Genomic DNA, 18219 nt, shown 5'->3' on the forward strand with positions numbered 1-18219 from the left:
GTCCTGGCTTTGAGCTCAGGCCTCCGGGCGCGTCGCTTCCCGAACCACCTCTCCCGCTACATCTGCCACCGCGTTCATATCTGCCTCGCTGAGCGGGGGATGCACCAGGAACATCAGCGAGGTCTCGCCCAGCTCACGGGCCACCGGCAGCCGTTCCTTCGGTCCCAGTCCGGCGTCCGTGAACGCTTTTTCCAGGTAGATCTCGGAGCAGGTGCCGGTGTAGCACGGTGCGCCGCGCGCCACCACCTCGGCCATGATCCGGTCCCGGTCCCAGCCTGCACGCAGCAATTCGGGACGCACGTACACGTAGAACTTGTACTGAGCACTTTCGGAGCCTTCAGGAATGGTGGGCACGCGCAGGGCAGGCAGTGCCGAGAAACGCCCGGCCAGCACCGCCGCGTTGCGCTGACGCTGCGCCGTCCATGCAGGCAGCTTTTGCAACTGCAGACGCCCAATCGCGGCCTGTACTTCCAGCATGCGCCAGTTGGTGCCAAAGGACTCGTGCAGCCAGCGAAAACCCAGCGGATGCTCCTTGTGGTACACGGCGTCGTAGCTCTTGCCGTGGTCCTTGAAAGCCCAGGCTTTGCTCCATAGCGCCTCGTCGCGGGTGACTAGCAGGCCGCCCTCGCCGCCGGTGGTCATGATCTTGTCCTGACAGAAGGAGAAGCAGCCCATGTGCCCAATGGTGCCTACATGCTGCCCGTGGTACTTCGCGCCGTGGGCCTGGGCGCAGTCCTCGATGACAAACAGGTTGTGTTCGCGGGCCAGCGCCATGATCGGGTCCATGTCGGCGGGCCAGCCAGCCAGATGCACCACGATGATCGCCCGCGTGCGCGGGGTCAGCACGGCGCGGATGGTCTCGGCAGTGATGTTGCCGCTGTCGCGGTCCACCTCGGCCATCACGGGCACCGCTCCGCGCATCACGGCGGCGCTGGCTGAGGCGATAAAGGTGCGCGGCGTGGTGATCACCTCGTCACCCGCCGCCACGCCAAGGGCGTACAGCGCCAGCTCCAGCGCCAGCGTGCCGTTGTGCAGGGCGATGGCGTGCGGCACGCCCAGCACGGCGGCATATTCCTTCTCGAACTCGCGGCCCTCGGTGCCGGTCCAGTAGTTGACCTTGCCGGAGCGCATGATTTCCGAGACGGCCTCAATCTCGTCGGATTCAAAAGCGGGCCAGGGGGCCAGCGTGCGGTCGAGTTGTTTGGGGGCGGTGTGGGTCATGTCGGTATTGTCTCCTTTCTTGGTCGGGCAGGTATGCCCACGGCTACAGCATTGGCGGGCAAGGACCGAACCACCACGCCGCCCGCACCCACTGTCGTCCAGCGTCCCACCGTTATACCCGGAGTGACCGCGCAGCCGACGCCTAAAAAGACACCTTCCTCCAATCGGACTGTGCCTGCCAGATGGACGCCAGGGGCCGCATGCGCGTAATCCCCCAGAACGCAGTCATGATCAACGGTTGCACCTGTATTCACGATGACATGCCGTCCCAGCACGGTGTCTGGCTGGATCACCGCGCCTGCAAAAATGACGGTTCCTGGCCCCACCCTCACACTTTCATGGACGGTGGCTGCAGGGTGAATGGCTGAGGTCCATTCTGTGTCTGGAAACCGGGTCGCAATGTCCAGCCGCGCCGCATTGCTGCCGATGGCGATGACGGCGCGGTCTGCCAAACGCTCCAGTTGATCCAGTCCGCCGAGCACGCTACAGCCCAGTATTGATGTGCCCCAAGACTCGGCACGGTCATCTAATACCCCAGCCACATCCAGTCCTGCCGCGCGTAAAGTGGCGATCACCACCTTGGCATGTCCTCCTGCGCCTACCACCAGAATCCCGCTCATGTCTCGTTGCTGGGTGTGCCCATGAATTTGGGCATGGTGGCTTCTCCAGCCGCACTGATGCCCTCTCGCTTAAATACCTTCTGTACCGTCGTCCACAAAATTTTCAGGTCCAGCGCAAGGCTGCGATTTTCCACATACCACACATCCAGCCTGAACTTCTCGTCCCAGGCGATCGCATTCCGTCCATTAACTTGCGCCCAGCCGGTAATACCGGGACGGACCTCGTGTCGCCGCGCCTGCTCGGGCGTATAGCGGTCCAGGTATTCCATCAGCAGAGGACGTGGTCCGACCAGGCTCATGTCGCCGCGCAGGACATTAAACAAGCCGGGCAGTTCGTCCATTGAAGACGCACGCAGAAAGCGGCCCAGCGGCGTCATGCGTTCACTGTCGGGGAGCGGCTGACCGTGGCTGTCTACCGCGTCACGCATAGTGCGGAACTTATGCATGATGAAGGGCTGAGCGTGTAATCCAGGGCGTTTCTGGCTGAACAGGATAGGGGAGCCGAGCTTGAGACGCACCACGCCACCAAGCGCAAGCATGGGCAGCCCCAGAACGGCCAGTCCAACGCCCGCCACTACCACGTCTACCGCCCGTTTGAGGTGTTGACCCTTCCGGGTCCGGGCTTCAGCAAGAAGGTCCTGATAAAGCCTGTCCATGGCCTCCCAGACATGCTGGGGTTGGAACTCGCGCAGAACACGCTCCTGTCCAGCATGTCCGAATTGCACGGCCAGCGCTTTATCGTTCAGCAGCCGCCGCAGTGCGTCGGTCAGGGCCTCAGTGTCGCCCACCGGCACCGTAAAACCGGTCACACCGTCCACGACGGCGTCCATTGCGCCCGTTGCATTAGTGGCAACCACAGGCTTTCCAGCGGCGGCAGCTTCTAGGGGAACGGTTGGAAAGCCTTCACGGTAAGTGGGCAGGGCCAGGACGTTCATGAGCTGGTAGTAAGGTGCAGGATCAGCGACAAACCCGGCCCAGATCACGCCGGGATGGGTTTCAATGGTCTGGCGGAGTTCAGCGGGAACCGGATCGCCTTCCTCATAATCGCCCAGTAGCAGCAGGCGCAGACGAGAGTTGACGGCATAAAGTTGTTCAAAAGCTCCAAGTAGTTCAGCAATTCCCTTGTCCTTAACAAAACGGCCCACGAATCCTACCGTCAAAGCGTCGGGGGAAAGACCGAGCATCATCCCCAACTCTCCGGCTTGCTGCAGCATCGTGGCAGATGGAAGGTAACGTTCGACAGAAACCCCATTGGACGTTCCCGAACCAAGAACCAGCGTTTTTGCTGCAGGAACCAGTTTTAATTCCACAGCCCGCTTCTGCAGGCTTGGACTCACGCACACCACCCGGTGGGCACATGCACAGGCCAGTCGCTCCATCCAGACCAACAGGTGTCGCTTCGGTCCCTGGACTGTTTCCAGGCGCAGACCGTGCAGGGTGTAGACGCGTGCTGGAACCCCCGAAAGTGTTGCCGCCATGCCACCAATCAATCCCGCTTTGGGCGTTCCTACATTGGTTACGCTGGGCTTAAGCTGCCGCAGTAGCTTCCAGGTGTCTGCCAATGCCAGCACATCGTGTTTCAAGGAGATTTCACGCGCCAGTGGGACGAAATGGGCCTGAACTCCTTCACGATGTGCCACCGTCAGCAATTCGTCTCGGGGGGCAGGCGATGAGGCGAGGTGAACGTCATAGCCGTGCTGGCTGAAGTGTTGCAACTGACCCCACAAGAAGGCGCGGGCGCTAAGTGGGATGGTAACCAGATATAAGAGTTTCTTCACAAGTCGGTACCTGACGGCGGGACTACTCGATGTCGTGCGGCTTGCCAGCGTGCGGTTTGTTCCTCGATATACTGGTAAAAAGCGGTCCGCTGCTGTGTCATGGCGCTGTCTTCGTAGGTGTGGGCGGCTTCCAAGTTTCGACTTGACATTGCACCGAGGCGCGTCGGCGAGGTCACCACTTCTTGCAGTTTCTGGGCAAGGGCGTGAACGTCACCGGGCGGTACCAGATCTTCAGATGGCAGCAGTTCAGGTATGCCGCCCACCGTCGAACCGATACAGGGCAAGCCTCGCGCCATCGCCTCGATCATGGCGCGGGGAAGTCCTTCTGTGCGTGACGGCAGGACAAACAGATCTGCCTGATCAAGTTCATGCCTGACTGCTTCGCCGGACGATAATTGTCCGGCAAAGCGCACACGATCTTGAACGTTCAGTTCCCGCGTCAGCGCCTCTAACTCAGGGCGGTGCTTGCCCTCGCCAATGATCGTGAGCTGAAGATGTAAGTCATAATTGGCGCAAATGGCAAGTGCCTTGATAACTACATCCGGGGCCTTATACATCTGCTCCAGCGAACCTACCAACGCCATCCGACAAGGTCGCTGAGCAGTGGCTAGGCCTTGCCATCCAGTGTGTGGCCGGTCTACAAAAGTATCTTCAGACAATTTGACATCAGAAAAAGAAGTAGAGAAGCCAGCCCGGCTTGGATAACGCTTTTGCAAGGCAGAGCGGGTGACATAGCTAATGGCCATTGCATTCTGGCACTGGATCTGCATCTCGCGTGTAAACCACCATTGGAACAGTGGACGCAACGGGTGTCTCACTGCTCCGCGTGCAAAGACCTCGTGCGGATCGCCGGCCACCAACACCCCGTAAGGTCGCCCCGTTTTTTTCAGGATGCTGTATGCTATTGCACCTAAGATTCCAGGAATTCGCAGGAGTACTGCAGATTCTTTGAGAAGAGCATTATGGACGGCGCGGCGCACAATCCTGGCCTTTAGCAAGAACTGTTTGGGGCCGACAAAATATGGAACTGCCGTAAAACAGACATTGGGGCCACTCGACAGTTTCATGTCATGGCCGACTGCGGCTATATCTTCTACACGGGCCACCACATTGACAGATTCAAATGTCGTCAGATATGGCAGCCAGTCTGAATAGGCAAATGCTGTCTGGGTCCAGATTTGTCCATCGGGAGTGCGCTCGAAGCGATGCTCAAGAACTGTGACTAATTCCATTTTTTTTAATCTCTCCTGTATCGGATCTTGGCAGTAGTTATTTAAAGTTATGAGAATTATAAAGTACGTTGCAATTATAGGATAAAATGCCAAATTTCAGATTACTAGTAATAAAGAAGAAATCCATACAATTGATAGATTCATTGTAAAATTTTTGCAGGCTACTTCAATATATACAAATTAATGCAATAACTGTAGACGAAGTAAATATATTAGTGAAACAAATAATTCTAGAAAGGTAACTGCGTCAAATATATTTGCTATATCCATTTTAATGCATCTGCAGAAATCAATCTGTAGTGAAGTTAATTACATGATATAGGAAAAACAACAACAGAAACAAAGGCGATACCTTGACGAATATAATGCATAGGCTATAGCTAAATTGTAGTTAAGTGGAGCAAAATTTGAATTGCTTTGGCGGATTTAGCTTATCGCAGAAAATTATCGAAATTACTGAGATGGAAAGTAAATAATAATGTTTTGTGGTACAATTGCTTTAGACATCTAAAAACCCGATTCTACTGAATAGTGTGATAATCTTAATAACAAATCTAGTCATAGTGGAAGTGAAAAATATACAAAGTATTGCAAATAAAGAATAGAGCGATTTAAAGTCCTTGCTGGTGACCCATTTATGCGAAGAAATGAGAAGAGTGTTGACCAAATAGAGATCAAATATTTAAATGCGTCTATAATGGTTTCTCTAGCGTATGATTATATAGCTTGGTCAAGCTTGCGATTGAATTTTTAATATCGAACATAGCTATTTTAGAATTTGCAGTTGACTCTCTGTATCCTAAATTATTAATAATGTAATCAGCCCAATCATCAGCTCTGTGTGTCAGAGGTATAAGAAAAGTGTTATCGGATATATTCACTTCATGAGGCATGTTATCAGAAATAAACGTATCTAATCCGGCAGCCTGTGCTTCAACAATGGCTAAGCCCAAGCCCTCAAATTTTGAAGGAAAAACAAATGCATCCATCGCGCCTGTCATCAAAGTAGGGATGTCATCTCTAAGGCCAGCGAAAATCACACTTTCGCTTAAATTCAAATGAATAACCTTGGAGACAATTTTTTGTCTTAATTCACCATCACCAACTAAGAGCAACATTGCTGTAGGCATCTTTTGTTTTATTTTTGAAAATATATCTATTAAAAATTCATGGTTTTTTTGATCTTCAAATCTACCGACGTGCCCAAATACAATTGAGCCATCTTTAACACCTAGTGAATCTCGGACTGTTGATCGGGATACTGGACGACGAAAGGGCTTCAAATCTATACCGCAAAACGACACTTTCCAGCGGCCATCCGTTTTCCAATCCTCTCCAAAAAGTGCAGCAGCCGCCTTTTCACTAGCGGCTAACCCAGAGGTCGATGTGAGCTTAATAAGCTGTGTAAAAGTTTTCAGATAAATGAGACGCAACCCTCTGGATAGCACCAATTCTTCAGAGCTGTCATTATGACTATGAGACACGCGAATCTTAATTCCTGCAAATTTAGCCAGTAAAAGGACGAAACCACTAAAGTGGTGTACGTGACTATGCACGGCGTCATAAGGTCCATGATCCTTTATAATTTTAAAGAAATTTATAACATATGACAGTGGATTGGTAGGCCATTTGCAGACATAGCGTCCCGCCCCTAATGCTTGCATCTCATCATCATAAGCCGCAGCTTCCGGCTTATGAATCATAAAATCGAATGCCAACTCATTCCGATCAACATTACGTAAGACGTTCATTAGCCACGTTTCCACACCGCCTCTGTTCATACTTCCCACCACATGCAACACACGTATGGGACGTCTATTTTGATCAGATGTTATTGTTGTCATTTTGTCCTCCTTGATCTAAAGGTAAGCAAGAGAATCAGGCCACCGCCCATCAATTGAAAAATGTTGGCAGCCAGGGTGGCCCAGGCGGCACCCACCAGCCCATATTCCGGCACCAGCCACTGGCTCAGCAGCCACAACAAACCAGCCATCAGGGCGAACAGCGGTACCTGCTCACGGAAACGGCGGGCAGCCGTCATGCCAAAACCCATAAAGGCTGCCAGATAGCTGACTGCTGCTGCCACCATGAGCCATATAAACAATGGCAAGTCCTGTGCGTATACAGCCCCGTACAGTAAACGAAGGATCGATTGGCCGAACAAAGCAGCCCCCACAATACCCGCTAGACCGATCAATAGCCCACCCAGCAACATACGCTGAAGCAATTGCCAAAAAGCTGAAATTTCATCATCGGCTGCGTGTCGGGCCAACCTAGGGCTGGCCGCCTGTCCCACAGCACTGACCACTACTCCCAGCGCCACCATTAGATAAGCCAGTGCTGAGAAAACGCCTAGCGCACTGGTACCTAAGGTGGATTCAATTTCGTAGCGTGGAATATTGGCACTCAATGAAAGCAATCCCATAACTACACCTAGTGGCAATGCAACCTTGAACAGCCGCCACATCACCGAGGTCCCTCCCATCTGTAAATCCTGCGCTGTACTTAGGCGGCGCGCATTGGGTAGATCGTAGGCGAGCAGCAACAGCAGCCAGCCAATCGCCAGCGCTGCCGCTGCGCCGGGCAACCCTCCCCAAAGAAAGCCCAGCAACAAAGTCAGCAGCGAGAGCGGTCCCTTAATTAGGGTAGATCGGGCAATGATGTCCATACGCTCTCGGGCCTGCATCCGCCCGTACAGCACGTCACTGATAGATTCGAAGGCTTTTGATATCCCTATAAGGCCAATAACAAGGCGGACCTCGGCCGCGTAATCCTTGATAAGGACAGCCAGAACAAATAGAGCCAACACGGTAGTAATCAGCCTTAAAATCAAGTAATCGCCAAAATGAAACTCCTGGGCTGCATCGGTCGCTTGAACGCCCCGGAGTTGCAAATTCAAAGCCATATAAATAGGGGCACTCACCGCAAGAGCCAAAGAATACTGCCCGACGATGTCCGGAGAAGCCAGTCGTGCCAGTAACACCAGCATTCCCCACTGACACGCAGCATAGACTATGTTGCCCGCCAGGGTCCATGAAATATTGCGGCCAAGGCTTAGGCCCACAGCGGCATTCATGGACTGTTCAATTCTGGCAATTTGGTTGTGGAGTGCAGCTTTGCTTGCGTTAGACCATTTGCGAAAATCATGCCCAGCATGGTCACACCCACCCCCCGGCGCAGCTTTCATTCTTTTCTGGTGCCATCAAACTTAAGTCTGCCAAAAACACGCCCCCCATCATAATAGGTAGAGGTCGTAAGGGTGGCTCACTCTACGCATGTGTCCCGGCCTACGGAACTTGACCGAGAGGGTACATCTCACAACTTGTTGTTGCGCGTCGTGCAGTTGTGGCCGATGCGCCTCGTCAGTTCACAACAGCCACTGAGCCAAATCGCTCCCCACGCACCCCTTCCCATGCGAACGCTGATTGCATCGCCTCGGCCACCGTGAGCCGCGCGGACCAGCCCAGGTAATCTCGTGCCCGCGTGGTGTCGGCGTGGGCACCCGCGCTGTCGCCGGGGCGGCGCGGCCCTTCGCGCACCGTGACCGGCGTGGGCGAGGCCTCCCCAAAGGCGGTAACCAGCTCGCGCACTGTGACCCCGTTGCCACTGCCAACGTTGATGGGCAGGAACGACACCTCGCCGTGCCCGTCCCGCGCCGCCGCCTCGAAGGCCCCCTCAAAGTTTTCCAGCGCCGCCACATGGGCCTGCGCCAGGTCCCAGATGTGTATGTAGTCGCGCAGGCCGCTGCCGTCGCGGGTGGCGTAGTCGGTGCCGGTGATCGTAAAGCCGTCCGCGCGGCCCTGGGCGGCGGCCATCAGCCGCCCCAGGATGTGGGTGGGGTCCGCGACGTACGGCCCGCTGCGCAGCTGTGGATCTGCCCCCACCGGGTTGAAGTAGCGCAGGGCGATGGCCCGCATGGGCGAGGCGGTGGCCTGCGAGGCGGCGCACAGGTCTTCGAGCATCTCCTCGGTCATGCGCTTGCTGCGGGCGTAGGGACTCAGGGGCTTCAGGGGGCTCTGCTCGTCCACCCGCAGGTCAGCGGGGCTGTCGTACACGGCGGCGCTGGAACTGAAGATCACCCGCGTCTGCCCCAGGTCAAGCAAGGTCTCGAACAGCGTCAGGCTGCCCACTACATTCTCGCGGTAGTACAGCGCGGGCAGGGCCACCGACTCGGTCACCACGATCCGCGCCGCGAAGTGCAGCGTGGCGGCAATGTCAGAATGCTCGGCAAAGATGCGCCGGACCAGGGCGGCGTCGGCAATGTCACCGTGATAGAAGACGCGCCCCCGCGTGAACGCCTCCGGGCCGCTGACCAGCGAGTCCAGCACAATGGGGGTGTGACCCGCGTCCTCCAGGGCCGAACACGTCGTGCTGCCGATAAACCCCGCCCCGCCTGTCACTAGGACCTTCATGTCCCGCAGTATAGGCACCAGGCCCACCGCGCTACGCCGTCCCGCCGCCGCTCTCGGCCTGGGCCTCGCCGCTGGCCCGCGCCGCCAGCCGCCCCACCGTCAGCCCCTGCACGATGATGCTAAAGACCACCACCACGTAGGTCATCACCAGAAACAGATCGCGCTCCGGTCCCGCCGGCACCGTGAAGGCCAGCGCCACGCTGATGGCCCCGCGCAGCCCGCCCCAGACCATCAGGCGGCGGGTGTACGGGCTGAAGTCGCGCCGCCGCCCCAGCACCAGCACCGGCAGTTGCACGCTGATGGTCCGGACCAGCAGCACCAGCGGAATGGCAATCAGCCCCAGCAGCAGCGACTGGCCGCTGAAGCGCACGACCACCACCTCCAGCGCCAGCAGCGCGAACAGGAAGATGTTCAGCAGTTCGTCGGCCAGGTGCCAGAAGCCCTCGTAGCGCTCGCGCGAGGACAGTCCCTCGGGGCGGCGGTCGGCCAGCGAGCCGACCAGCAGCCCGGCGGCCACGGCGGCCAGCGGCGCCGAGACGTGCAGGTTCGCGGCCACGGCGGTGCAGGCCAGCACCACGCCCAGCGTGACCAGCACCTCCACCACGAAGTCGCTGACCGAGCGCAGGGCCAGCCAGCCCACCCAGCCCAGCGTGAGGCCCAGCGCCAGCCCGCCCAGCGCCTCCTGCGCGAAGAACAGCGCCACGCCGCCCGCGCTCATGGCCGGGCCGTGGGCCTCACCGCCGCCCCCCGCCGCCGCAATGCCCGCCAGCACCGCGAAGGCCACCACGCCCACGCCGTCGTTGAACAGCGACTCGCCGGCCACCAGCGTTTCTATTCGTTTGGGCACGCCCGCCTGCTTGAGCATGCCCAGCACCGCCACCGGGTCGGTGGGGCTGATCAGCGCCCCGAACAGCAGGCAGTAGATGAACGAGACCTGCAGCCCGAAGGCCCCCAGCAGGACGAACGTGGCCCCACCCACCAGCGCGATCGAGATGGCGGTGGACAGCAGCGCAAACGTCAGCACCGGCCCGCGCAGCCCCCACAGCGCGTGCGAGTTGACCCCCAGCGCCCCGGCGAACAGCAGGAACGACAGCACGCCCTCGAACACGAAGTCGTTGAACTCGATGCCGCGCACCAGCGTCACGGCCTCGCGCGCAAACGGCACGTCCAGGCTGACCAGCGCGAAGATGATCAGGCTGACCCCCAGCCCGCCCACCGTAACGCCAATGGAGGCGGGCAGTTTCCAGTAGCGGGCGTTGACAAAGGCCAGCGCGGCAGTCACGCACACCAGCAGGGCGGCCAGATCGAGGATTTGCATGGGGGCTCCTGTGGGGCGCGGGGCTCAGAGGCGAGGGACGGGGGGAGGTGGCCGGCCTTTTATCCGCCGCGCAGAACGAAGGCGGCGTAGTACAGCCCCAGGGCCACCGTGACTGTCACCAGCGCCACCGGGGTGCCGTACTTCATGAACTGCAAGAAGCCCATCGGGTGGCCCTCACGCGCGGCGATGTCCGAGACCACGATGTTGGCTGACGCGCCGATCAAGGTCAGGTTGCCGCCCAGGCACGCGCCCAGCGACAGCGCCCACCACAGCGGGTCCATGGCCGGCCCCAGCGTGACCTGCAACTCGCGCAGCACGCTGGCCATGCTGATGGTGAAGGGAATGTTGTCCACGAAGCCGCTGATGATCGCGCTGGAAAAGCCCACCGCCAGGATGCCCGCGCCGATGTTGCCGTCGATGGCCCCGGTCAGGCCAGCCGCCACCGTCTGGAACACGCCGACGTGCTCCAGGCCGCCCACCACGATAAACAGGCCCATGAAAAACAGCAGTGTGGTCCACTCGACCTGCTCGAACAGTTCCACCGGACTCAGGTCCGCAATCAGCATCAGGAAGGTGGAGGTGGTCAGCGCCACCAGCCCGGCCTCCAGGCCCAGCGGGTGCCCGATCATGAACAGCAGCAGCGTGACCGCGAACACGCCCAGCGCCTGCTTCATCAGCCGGGGGTTGGTTTTGATGGGCGTGGTGTCGGTCAGGACGGCGCGCAGCCGCTCGGCAGAGCCGGCCCCGGCCAGGTCGCCGCGCATCTTCATCAGCAGGTGCATCAGCGCGATGCCCAGCACCGTGGCGACGGCGGCGTAGGGGGCCACGTTCACCAGAAAGTCTCCGAAGCCCTTGCCGGCCACCGACCCGATGATGATGTTGGGTGGGTCGCCCACCAGCGTGGCGGTGCCGCCGGTGTTGCTGGCCAGGATCACCGCCACCAGGTACGGCACCGGCCGCAGCCCCAGCCGGGCCACCACCGTGACCACCACCGGGGCCATGAACAGTACCGTGGTCACGTTGTCCAAAAAGGCGCTGAACACGGCAGTCAGGATCGAGAAGATCCACAGCACCCGGGCCGGCTCGCCGCGCGTGACCACCATGGCCCGGCGGGCCACCAGATCGAAAAAGCCGCTGCGGCTCAGCACGTTGACGATGTTCATCATGCCGAACAGCAAGAAGATGGTGTTGAAGTCGATGCTGGCCCACGCCAGGGTAGGCGTCAGGATGCCCAGCACCATCACCGCGCAGGCGCCCAGCATGGCGGCCACGGTGCGGTGCACGTACTTTTCCAGCAGGATCATGGCGTAGGTGGCCACGAACAGCACGATGGCCAGCGCCGTCATCGTGCTGGGCGACAGGGTCAGGCCCAGGCTGCTCAGCAGGTTCAGCGACTCGCCGGCCTCATGCACGGCGGCGAACCGGAGCGGGGGCAGCGGGGAGGGCAGGGCGGGGGGCGGGCCGGAAGGACAGGTCGTTCAAGAGCGGACTCCTTGGGAAGGGGTGGGAGAGGCGGGGCAGGGGGCCGGCGTTCACGAAGCAGCGTTCAAGAAAAGGGGAGAAGCCGCGGCAGCAGACTTCCCCCAGTTCGGCGTATGGTCGCCGGAACCCGTGCCTGTGGTCACAAAATTATCAGCGCTAGTGTATATCAGGCCCCGGCGTGCCGGGCCGGTCGTGCGTGGCGAGCCGGTCGAGCAGGTGCGCCGACGCCTCGTTCAGGCCCACGACCTGCACCGGCACGCCCTGCGCGCGGAACTTGAGAATCACCTTGTCCAGCGCGGCCACGGCCGAGCCGTCCCAGACGTGGGCCGCGCTCAGGTCAATGGTGACCTGTGGGCTGACGTGGCGGTAGTCGAACTGCTGGGCGAAGTCGTGGGTGCTAACGAAGAACAGCTGCCCCTCCACTCGGTAGGTGCGGCCCAGGGCCGCGTCGCTGTGCGTGACCCGCGACAGCTTGGAGACCTGCCGCGCGAAGAACAGGGCGCTCAGGACCACGCCCACCAGCACGCCCTTGGAGAGGTCATGCGTGATCACGGTGGTCAGCACGGTGGCCAGCATCACGATGGTCTCTCCCCTGGGGACCACGGTCAGCGTCCGCAGGCTGCCCCAGTCGAAGGTGCTCACGCTGACCACGATCATCACCGCCACCAGCGCGGCCATCGGAATCTGCACCAGCAGCGGCTGCAGCGCCAGGATCAGCACCAGCAGAAACGCCCCGGCCACGAAAGTGGACAGCCGCCCGCGCCCGCCGTTCCCGACGTTGATCATGCTCTGGCCGATCATGGCGCAGCCGGCCATGCCGCCAAAAAAGCCGGTGACGACGTTGGCCACGCCCTGCCCGCGCGATTCGGTGTTCTTGTTGCTGGTGGTGTCGGTGCGCTCGTCGACCAGCTGGGCAGTCAGCAGGCTCTCGATCAATCCCACCAGGCACAGCGTCAGCGCCACCGGAAAGATGATCTGCAGGGTTTCGAGCGTCAGCGGGACGTTGGGAAGCTGAAAGGGGGGCAGGGCGCCGGGCAGCGCCCCCATGTCGCCCACGGTCTTGACGTCCACCCGGCCGAAGATCGCCACCACGGTCAGCACCACGATGGCGACCAGGGCGCTGGGCACCGCCCTGAACACGCGCGGCAGCAGGTAGATGATGGCCAGGCCGGCGGCCACCATCGCGTACATCGCCCAGCCCGCGCCCACGAACTGCGGCAGCTGCGCCGAGAAGATCAGGATGGCCAGCGCGTTCACGAAGCCCACCATCACCGGGCGCGGAATGAACTTCAGGTAGCGGGCCAGCCGCGCCCAGCCGAACACGACCTGCAGCCCACCGGTCAGGATGGTGGCGGCAAACAGGTAGTCCAGCCCGTGGTCCCGCACCAGCCCCACCATCAGCAGCGCCATGGCACCGGTGGCCGCGCTGATCATGGCCGGGCGGCCCCCGATAAAGGCGATGACCATCGCGATGATGAAGGAAGCGTACAGCCCCACCTTGGGATCGACCCCGGCGATGATCGAGAAGGCGATGGCCTCCGGAATCAGCGCCAGCGCCACCACGATGCCGGCCAGAATGTCGCCGCGTGGGTTCTGGAACCACTCGTGCAGGTAGGCCTGAAAGTCGAAACGGGGCCTGGGCGGTTTGGATCTGGACGGTGTGGGAAGGGCAGTCAACGTGAACCTCGGCTGGGCGCGTGCCGGCACGGTGCGGGCACGGACGGTGGCGAAAAACTCTGCGGTTATCGTCAGGGGGCGTCAGCCATGGTCTGGGCTGTCGCGCGGGCCTGCGGCGTCCGCGAGTATGCCGGACGGCGGGGGTTCGCCGCAAGCTTGCAGGTCACGGTGGGGGAGGGGGCTGGGGCAGGCTGGCCCGCAACCTGCCTTCAGGGGCGTGCGCCGCCAACGTCAGAAAACCGCGCCCCACGCCCATCCGCTGGGGGCGGGGCGTGGGGCGCGGCGAATGATTCTGGGCCTACGCGGCAGGCTGCTCGGACGGCTGGCCCTCGGACTCGGCGGCGCGGCGGCCCCGTCCGGGACGCTCGGCGGGGGCCGGTTCCTCGTGCCCGGGGGTCTGGGCGGGGGCCGCCGGGGCCGCCCCGATGCGGGCCAGGGTGTCGGCGAAGGCCTTCAGCGCGCCGCCGCCTTCCAGTTCAGCCACGGCGCGGGCGTTCAGGGCGCCCAGTTCCTCGCGGGTCACGGCGTACTCCGGGGCGTCGTGACCCTTGAGGCCCTGCAGCACGCGGTAAGCGGTGGCGGCCTCGATCCTGGCCCCCTTGCCGGTGGTCACGCCCGCGTCGCTCAGCATCTCCGCGCCGATCAGGGTGATGTGCGCGGGGCTGATCAGGGTCACGCGGTCGCCGCGCTCCTCCATGTGGGCGGCGAGTTGCAACAGCCCCCGCAGGTCCAGCATCTGGTGGAAGAGGTCGAGATGGGCCAGCATCGCACCTGCTTTCTTGAGGGTATCCATACCGCCATTATTCTGTTTTGGACGTAAATGTCAAGGGGTATTTCTGGGATTCTGCCCATACCGAGGCGGCACTGCCGGGCCACACGGCAAAAAAGGGGAGAGGCGTCCCGGTCCCTCCCCCTGGCTTTTCCGGCTCAGGGTTGGCTCTGGCTGCGGCCGATCAGCGTGAGTTTGACCGTAAGGGGCTTGTCGCCGCGCAGCACGCTCAGGGTGATGGTGTCGCCGGGCTTGTAGGAGCGCACGGCGTACTGGAACTGATCGAAGTTGATGATGCGCTTGCCGTTCACCGCGGTCACGATGTCGCCGGAGACGCGCTGGTTCTGATCGTTGAATTCCAGCGGCTTGAGGCCCGCGCGGTCCGCCGGGCTGCCGCGCACGACGCTGGTAAAGAACGCGCCGGGCGTGTCGCCCAGCTTGAGCAATTCGCTCACCTGCTTGAAGTCGCTGGAGTCGATGGTCAGCAGCGCCGAGAAGGTGCCGTTCAGGCCGATGCCGATGATCGGCGCGTCGAGTTTCTTGCCGGCCCGCAGCTCCGCCACGCGGGCGTCACTGGCGGACACCGGCACCGCGAAGGAGGCCGGTCCCTTCGTCCGGCTGAGGCTGATGTAGCTCACGATGCCGGTCAGCTCGCCGCGCGTGTTCAGCACCGGGCCGCCGCTGTCGCCGGGGACCAGCGGGGCGCTCATCTGCAGCGTGCCGGGGGGAAAACTGGCCCCGCCGGGTCCGGCGTCGGCCTCCAGGCCGGTCAGGCGGCCCGACTTGGGCTGCAGGAACCCGCCGCCGCCGTTGCCCACGGCCAGCAGCGCCTCGCCCACGCCGGGGCGGGCACTGGCCAGCGGCAGGAACGGCGTGCCGCGCGGCACCGCCACCCGCAGCAGGGCCAGATCGTACTGGTCGTCGTAGCCCACGATCTCCACCGCATACCGCTTCCGGTCCACCGTCTGGGCACTCAGTTTGCGGCCACCCTCCACCACGTGGTAGGCGGTCAGCGCCAGCCCGTCTGCCGAGATCAGCACGCCGGAGCCGATGCCGTTGGGGTCGTCGCAGTCTCCCGGCCGGTTCAGGTCACACTGCTCGATGCGCAGCGTGGCGGGCCGGACCTTGCCGAACAGGGTTTTCAGGGCCTCCCGGTCGGCGTCGGTCAGCGGCGCGGGCGCGTTGGCCGTGGGAAGCGCGGTGGTGGACTGGGCCGCTGGTTTCTGGGCCAGCGGGGCGCCGAGGTCCTGGCCCTGCGCCTGCGGGCCGGACACGCCCAGCCCGCCCAGCAGCAGGCCGGTCAGCAGCAGGGCGCGAAATTTGGAGTCCCGGCCCCGGACATCCCGGCGCGGGAGACGGTCAGTCTCGGCGTTCATGGTTTATTGTGCCCGCGCCGGGGCCAGGGGGTCTGTGGCTGCCCTTTCCATCTGGTCTCATGCGCCTCCAACATCGTCTGATGGACTGCGATTGGGGGGGCCGCGAAGGGCGGCCTGACCGGCCCGCACTCAGGACGGCCCGCGGCCCGCTTCCTCGCCTGGCCCCGCGTCCGGCGCGAACACGCTGGGGGTGGAGGACAGGCCCAGCCGGCGCTCGATCACCGCGCCCAGCCGGGCCAGGATGCCGGGGCCGCTCCAGCCGGTTACGCAGGCAGCGGCCAGCAGCAGGGCCGGGGCCGGCTCGGGGCGCAGCGTCACGGTCAGCAGCGCCACCACCGTCAGCGCGGCGATGCCGGCGGCCACCGCCAGGGCCAGCACAGCGCGGGTGCGTGGCGGCTCGCTCTGGCCCAGCAGCCGCGCCAGCTGCGTGATGCCGCCGGCCACGAACGCCGCCCCCAGCAGGGGGGCCAGAACCAGCAGGGCGGAAACGGGGGAGACGTCGGACATGCGGACCTCCGGTGCGGCATGTGGGGACGAAAAGGAACACCCTGTTCTGTTCAGAGCGTATTCAGGATTGAAGTGTATTATGTCTATAGACATAATACAAGTGATGTAGATTCCGGTGCTGTTCTCGCCGCCCGCTAGACTCGGGCCATGTCAGGCGAACCTTCCTCACCGGAACTGGCGGCGTGGCTGGGGGCGCGGCGCACGGCGCTGGGGCTGCAGCAGGGGCAGGTCAGCGCCCGCACCCTGCAGCAGGGCGGCCCGGCCGGGCGCGTCACGCAGCCGTACCTGAGCCGCCTGGAGCGCGGCGTCCGGCCGCTCTCGGCCCTGACCCCGGCCCGCCAGGACGCCCTGCGCCGCGCCCTGGAGATTCCGGCGGGCGAGTGGGTGGCCCGCACCGGGCTGCCGCTGCTGCAGGGCGCTCCCAGCGACGACGCCCTGCAGGTGCTGGAACTGATGCGCGTGCCGGTGCGCGCCCTGGCCAGCGCGGGCCTGCCGGTCACCGAGGACACTGCTGGCATCATCGATCACGAACTGGTGCCGGCGCGGGACCACCGCCCCGGCATGCTGGTGCTGGAGGTGGGCGGCGACTCCATGACCACCGCAGCCGGGGGCGGCATCCGGCCCGGCGACCGCATCTACGTCGATCCCGGTGACCTGGACCTGCGCGAGGGTCTGGTCTACGTGCTGCATGTGTCTGGCCTGGGGCTGACTGTCAAGCGCCTGCGCCGGTACGGGGCAGGCACCCGCGCGGCGCTGTGGTTGACCAGCGACAACCCGGACCACCCGCCAGTCAAGCCCGAGGACGTCACGGTGGTGGGCCGCGTGTATTTTCACCAGCCGCGCGGCGTGCGGCTCTAGGCCCCGGACGCTACAGTTTTCCCTGTGTCCGCCGCGCCTCCCACCACCGTCTTCGTCTACGGCACCCTGATGCCCGGCGAACGCAATGCCCACGTGGCCGCGCAGGGCGGCGCGTTTCGCGCCCAGCCTGCGCGCCTGCCCGGCCACCGGCTGCTGCACCTGTGGCCCGAGGCGTACCCCGCGGTGGTTCCGGCGGGGGCCGACGCGGCACAGGCCGTGCGCGGGTACGCCCTGACCTACGCGCCCGCCGACTGTCCGGTGGCCCTGCCATTTCTGGATGAACTCGAGGGCGTGGACGAGATCCCGCCGCTGTACACCCGGCAACAGGTCACGCTGACGCTGGAGGGCGGCGAAACCCTGGCCGCCTGGGTCTACCTGTACGCACTGGAGGGCCGCCTCACGCGCCCCGGCGTGAGTGCTGTCGCGGGCGGCGACTGGACCACGGTGGCGGACCGCCGCCGCACATCGCAGAGTGACCGCTGAACGGAGGGCGTTCAGCACACAGCATTCAAGACAAAACAAAACCGCCGCCCCATGGACTTGGGCGGCGGTTCCTGCAAACGCTGGGACTTAGCGGACGATGCGCTGGCCGCGGCGGATCTTGAGCTGATCGGTCAGGGCGATGTACTCGTCGTAGTTGGTGCGCTCCAGGTACTTCAGCAGACGGCGGCGCTGGCCGTTCATCAGCTGCAGGCCGCGCTGGCCGTGCTTGTCCTTCTTGTTCTCGGCCAGGTGGGCGCCCAGGTTGTTGATGCGGGCGGACAGCAGGGCCACCTGAACGGCGGTGCTGCCGGTGTCCTTGTCGCTCTTGGCGTGGGCCTGGATGGTTGCTTTCTTGTCGATCATGGATGTTGCCTCTCTTGTTTGAAGTCCCGCGCGCAGCAGCCCTGGCAAAATCCATCCCGCAGACGCGGGGGCTGGGCCAGACCGCTCGCGGCGGCAAAGAGGAAGATACCACAGGCGCCCCTG

General features: G+C 62.3%; 16 protein-coding genes. 2 read left to right on the plus strand and 14 right to left on the minus strand.

What is annotated here, in order from left to right; all coding sequences use genetic code 11:
• Window positions 1–15: 15 nt before the first annotated feature.
• The 13 genes from IEY31_RS05680 to IEY31_RS05740 all read right to left on the minus strand — a co-directional run bounded on the left by IEY31_RS05680 (window position 16) and on the right by IEY31_RS05740 (window position 16392).
• A complete protein-coding gene (locus IEY31_RS05680) occupies window positions 16–1221 on the minus strand; it encodes a DegT/DnrJ/EryC1/StrS family aminotransferase (RefSeq protein WP_188969904.1) in 1206 nt (401 codons plus the stop codon).
• Window positions 1218–1841 carry an acetyltransferase gene (locus IEY31_RS05685; protein WP_188969906.1) on the minus strand — a complete coding sequence of 208 codons (624 nt, stop codon included), beginning with the start codon at window positions 1839–1841 and terminating at the stop codon, window positions 1218–1220. Before IEY31_RS05685 ends, IEY31_RS05680 begins: the two co-directional genes overlap by 4 nt.
• On the minus strand, window positions 1838–3619 hold the full coding sequence (locus IEY31_RS18965) for a sugar transferase (protein WP_188969908.1): 1782 nt from the start codon (window positions 3617–3619) through the stop codon (window positions 1838–1840). Before IEY31_RS18965 ends, IEY31_RS05685 begins: the two co-directional genes overlap by 4 nt.
• The gene (locus tag IEY31_RS05695) at window positions 3616–4851 is read right to left on the minus strand and encodes a glycosyltransferase (RefSeq protein ID WP_188969910.1); all 1236 of its coding nucleotides are present in this window, start codon (window positions 4849–4851) and stop codon (window positions 3616–3618) included. The genes IEY31_RS18965 and IEY31_RS05695 overlap by 4 nt, the downstream gene beginning before the upstream one ends.
• Window positions 4852–5543: 692 nt before the next feature.
• Window positions 5544–6695, minus strand: a complete 1152-nt coding sequence (locus tag IEY31_RS05700) for a glycosyltransferase family 1 protein (protein WP_188969912.1) — start codon at window positions 6693–6695, stop codon at window positions 5544–5546.
• Complete coding sequence (locus IEY31_RS05705) at window positions 6692–7927, minus strand: lipopolysaccharide biosynthesis protein (RefSeq protein ID WP_188969914.1); 1236 nt, start codon at window positions 7925–7927, stop codon at window positions 6692–6694. The genes IEY31_RS05700 and IEY31_RS05705 overlap by 4 nt, the downstream gene beginning before the upstream one ends.
• A gap of 286 nt (window positions 7928–8213) precedes the next feature.
• Window positions 8214–9263 (minus strand): UDP-glucose 4-epimerase GalE, encoded by a 1050-nt coding sequence (galE, locus tag IEY31_RS05710; RefSeq protein ID WP_188969916.1) that lies wholly within the window; start codon window positions 9261–9263, stop codon window positions 8214–8216.
• 31 nt (window positions 9264–9294) lie between these two features.
• Window positions 9295–10581, minus strand: coding sequence for a cation:proton antiporter (locus IEY31_RS05715; protein ID WP_188969918.1), 1287 nt, complete (start codon window positions 10579–10581; stop codon window positions 9295–9297).
• Window positions 10582–10640: 59 nt separating this feature from the next.
• A complete protein-coding gene (locus IEY31_RS05720) occupies window positions 10641–11993 on the minus strand; it encodes an ArsB/NhaD family transporter (RefSeq protein ID WP_229723351.1) in 1353 nt (450 codons plus the stop codon).
• Between the two features lie 226 nt (window positions 11994–12219).
• Window positions 12220–13740, minus strand: coding sequence for a SulP family inorganic anion transporter (locus tag IEY31_RS05725; RefSeq protein WP_188969920.1), 1521 nt, complete (start codon window positions 13738–13740; stop codon window positions 12220–12222).
• Between the two features lie 298 nt (window positions 13741–14038).
• Window positions 14039–14533 carry a multidrug DMT transporter gene (locus tag IEY31_RS05730; protein WP_188969922.1) on the minus strand — a complete coding sequence of 165 codons (495 nt, stop codon included), beginning with the start codon at window positions 14531–14533 and terminating at the stop codon, window positions 14039–14041.
• Window positions 14534–14667: 134 nt separating this feature from the next.
• Window positions 14668–15885, minus strand: a complete 1218-nt coding sequence (locus IEY31_RS05735) for a S1C family serine protease (protein ID WP_188969923.1) — start codon at window positions 15883–15885, stop codon at window positions 14668–14670.
• Between the two features lie 129 nt (window positions 15886–16014).
• Complete coding sequence (locus tag IEY31_RS05740) at window positions 16015–16392, minus strand: hypothetical protein (protein ID WP_188969925.1); 378 nt, start codon at window positions 16390–16392, stop codon at window positions 16015–16017.
• A gap of 147 nt (window positions 16393–16539) precedes the next feature.
• On the opposite strand from IEY31_RS05740, the gene IEY31_RS05745 reads away from it, so the two are divergent.
• Together IEY31_RS05745 and IEY31_RS05750 are read left to right on the plus strand one after the other, a co-directional pair.
• The gene (locus IEY31_RS05745) at window positions 16540–17250 is read left to right on the plus strand and encodes an XRE family transcriptional regulator (RefSeq protein WP_188969927.1); all 711 of its coding nucleotides are present in this window, start codon (window positions 16540–16542) and stop codon (window positions 17248–17250) included.
• 24 nt (window positions 17251–17274) lie between these two features.
• On the plus strand, window positions 17275–17733 hold the full coding sequence (locus IEY31_RS05750) for a gamma-glutamylcyclotransferase family protein (protein WP_229723352.1): 459 nt from the start codon (window positions 17275–17277) through the stop codon (window positions 17731–17733).
• 87 nt (window positions 17734–17820) lie between these two features.
• Here the strand turns inward: IEY31_RS05750 and rpsO are convergent, their stop codons facing one another.
• Window positions 17821–18096 carry a 30S ribosomal protein S15 gene (gene rpsO / locus IEY31_RS05755; protein WP_075837046.1) on the minus strand — a complete coding sequence of 92 codons (276 nt, stop codon included), beginning with the start codon at window positions 18094–18096 and terminating at the stop codon, window positions 17821–17823.
• Window positions 18097–18219: the final 123 nt, after the last annotated feature.

It is taken from the genome of Deinococcus aerolatus, assembly GCF_014647055.1.
GTDB lineage: Bacteria > Deinococcota > Deinococci > Deinococcales > Deinococcaceae > Deinococcus > Deinococcus aerolatus.

Excerpts from the sequence above, each read along its gene's own strand:
- IEY31_RS05695 (WP_188969910.1), bottom strand. The coding sequence starts at position 4,851 with ATGGAATTAGTCACAGTTCTTGAGCATCGCTTCGAGCGCACTCCCGAT.
- IEY31_RS05680 (WP_188969904.1), bottom strand. The coding sequence starts at position 1,221 with ATGACCCACACCGCCCCCAAACAACTCGACCGCACGCTGGCCCCCTGG.
- IEY31_RS05745 (WP_188969927.1), top strand. The coding sequence starts at position 16,540 with ATGTCAGGCGAACCTTCCTCACCGGAACTGGCGGCGTGGCTGGGGGCG.
- IEY31_RS05700 (WP_188969912.1), bottom strand. The coding sequence starts at position 6,695 with ATGACAACAATAACATCTGATCAAAATAGACGTCCCATACGTGTGTTG.
- IEY31_RS05740 (WP_188969925.1), bottom strand. The coding sequence starts at position 16,392 with ATGTCCGACGTCTCCCCCGTTTCCGCCCTGCTGGTTCTGGCCCCCCTG.
- IEY31_RS05685 (WP_188969906.1), bottom strand. The coding sequence starts at position 1,841 with ATGAGCGGGATTCTGGTGGTAGGCGCAGGAGGACATGCCAAGGTGGTG.
- IEY31_RS05705 (WP_188969914.1), bottom strand. The coding sequence starts at position 7,927 with ATGAATGCCGCTGTGGGCCTAAGCCTTGGCCGCAATATTTCATGGACC.
- IEY31_RS05715 (WP_188969918.1), bottom strand. The coding sequence starts at position 10,581 with ATGCAAATCCTCGATCTGGCCGCCCTGCTGGTGTGCGTGACTGCCGCG.
- rpsO (WP_075837046.1), bottom strand. The coding sequence starts at position 18,096 with ATGATCGACAAGAAAGCAACCATCCAGGCCCACGCCAAGAGCGACAAG.
- IEY31_RS05735 (WP_188969923.1), bottom strand. The coding sequence starts at position 15,885 with ATGAACGCCGAGACTGACCGTCTCCCGCGCCGGGATGTCCGGGGCCGG.
- galE (WP_188969916.1), bottom strand. The coding sequence starts at position 9,263 with ATGAAGGTCCTAGTGACAGGCGGGGCGGGGTTTATCGGCAGCACGACG.
- IEY31_RS05730 (WP_188969922.1), bottom strand. The coding sequence starts at position 14,533 with ATGGATACCCTCAAGAAAGCAGGTGCGATGCTGGCCCATCTCGACCTC.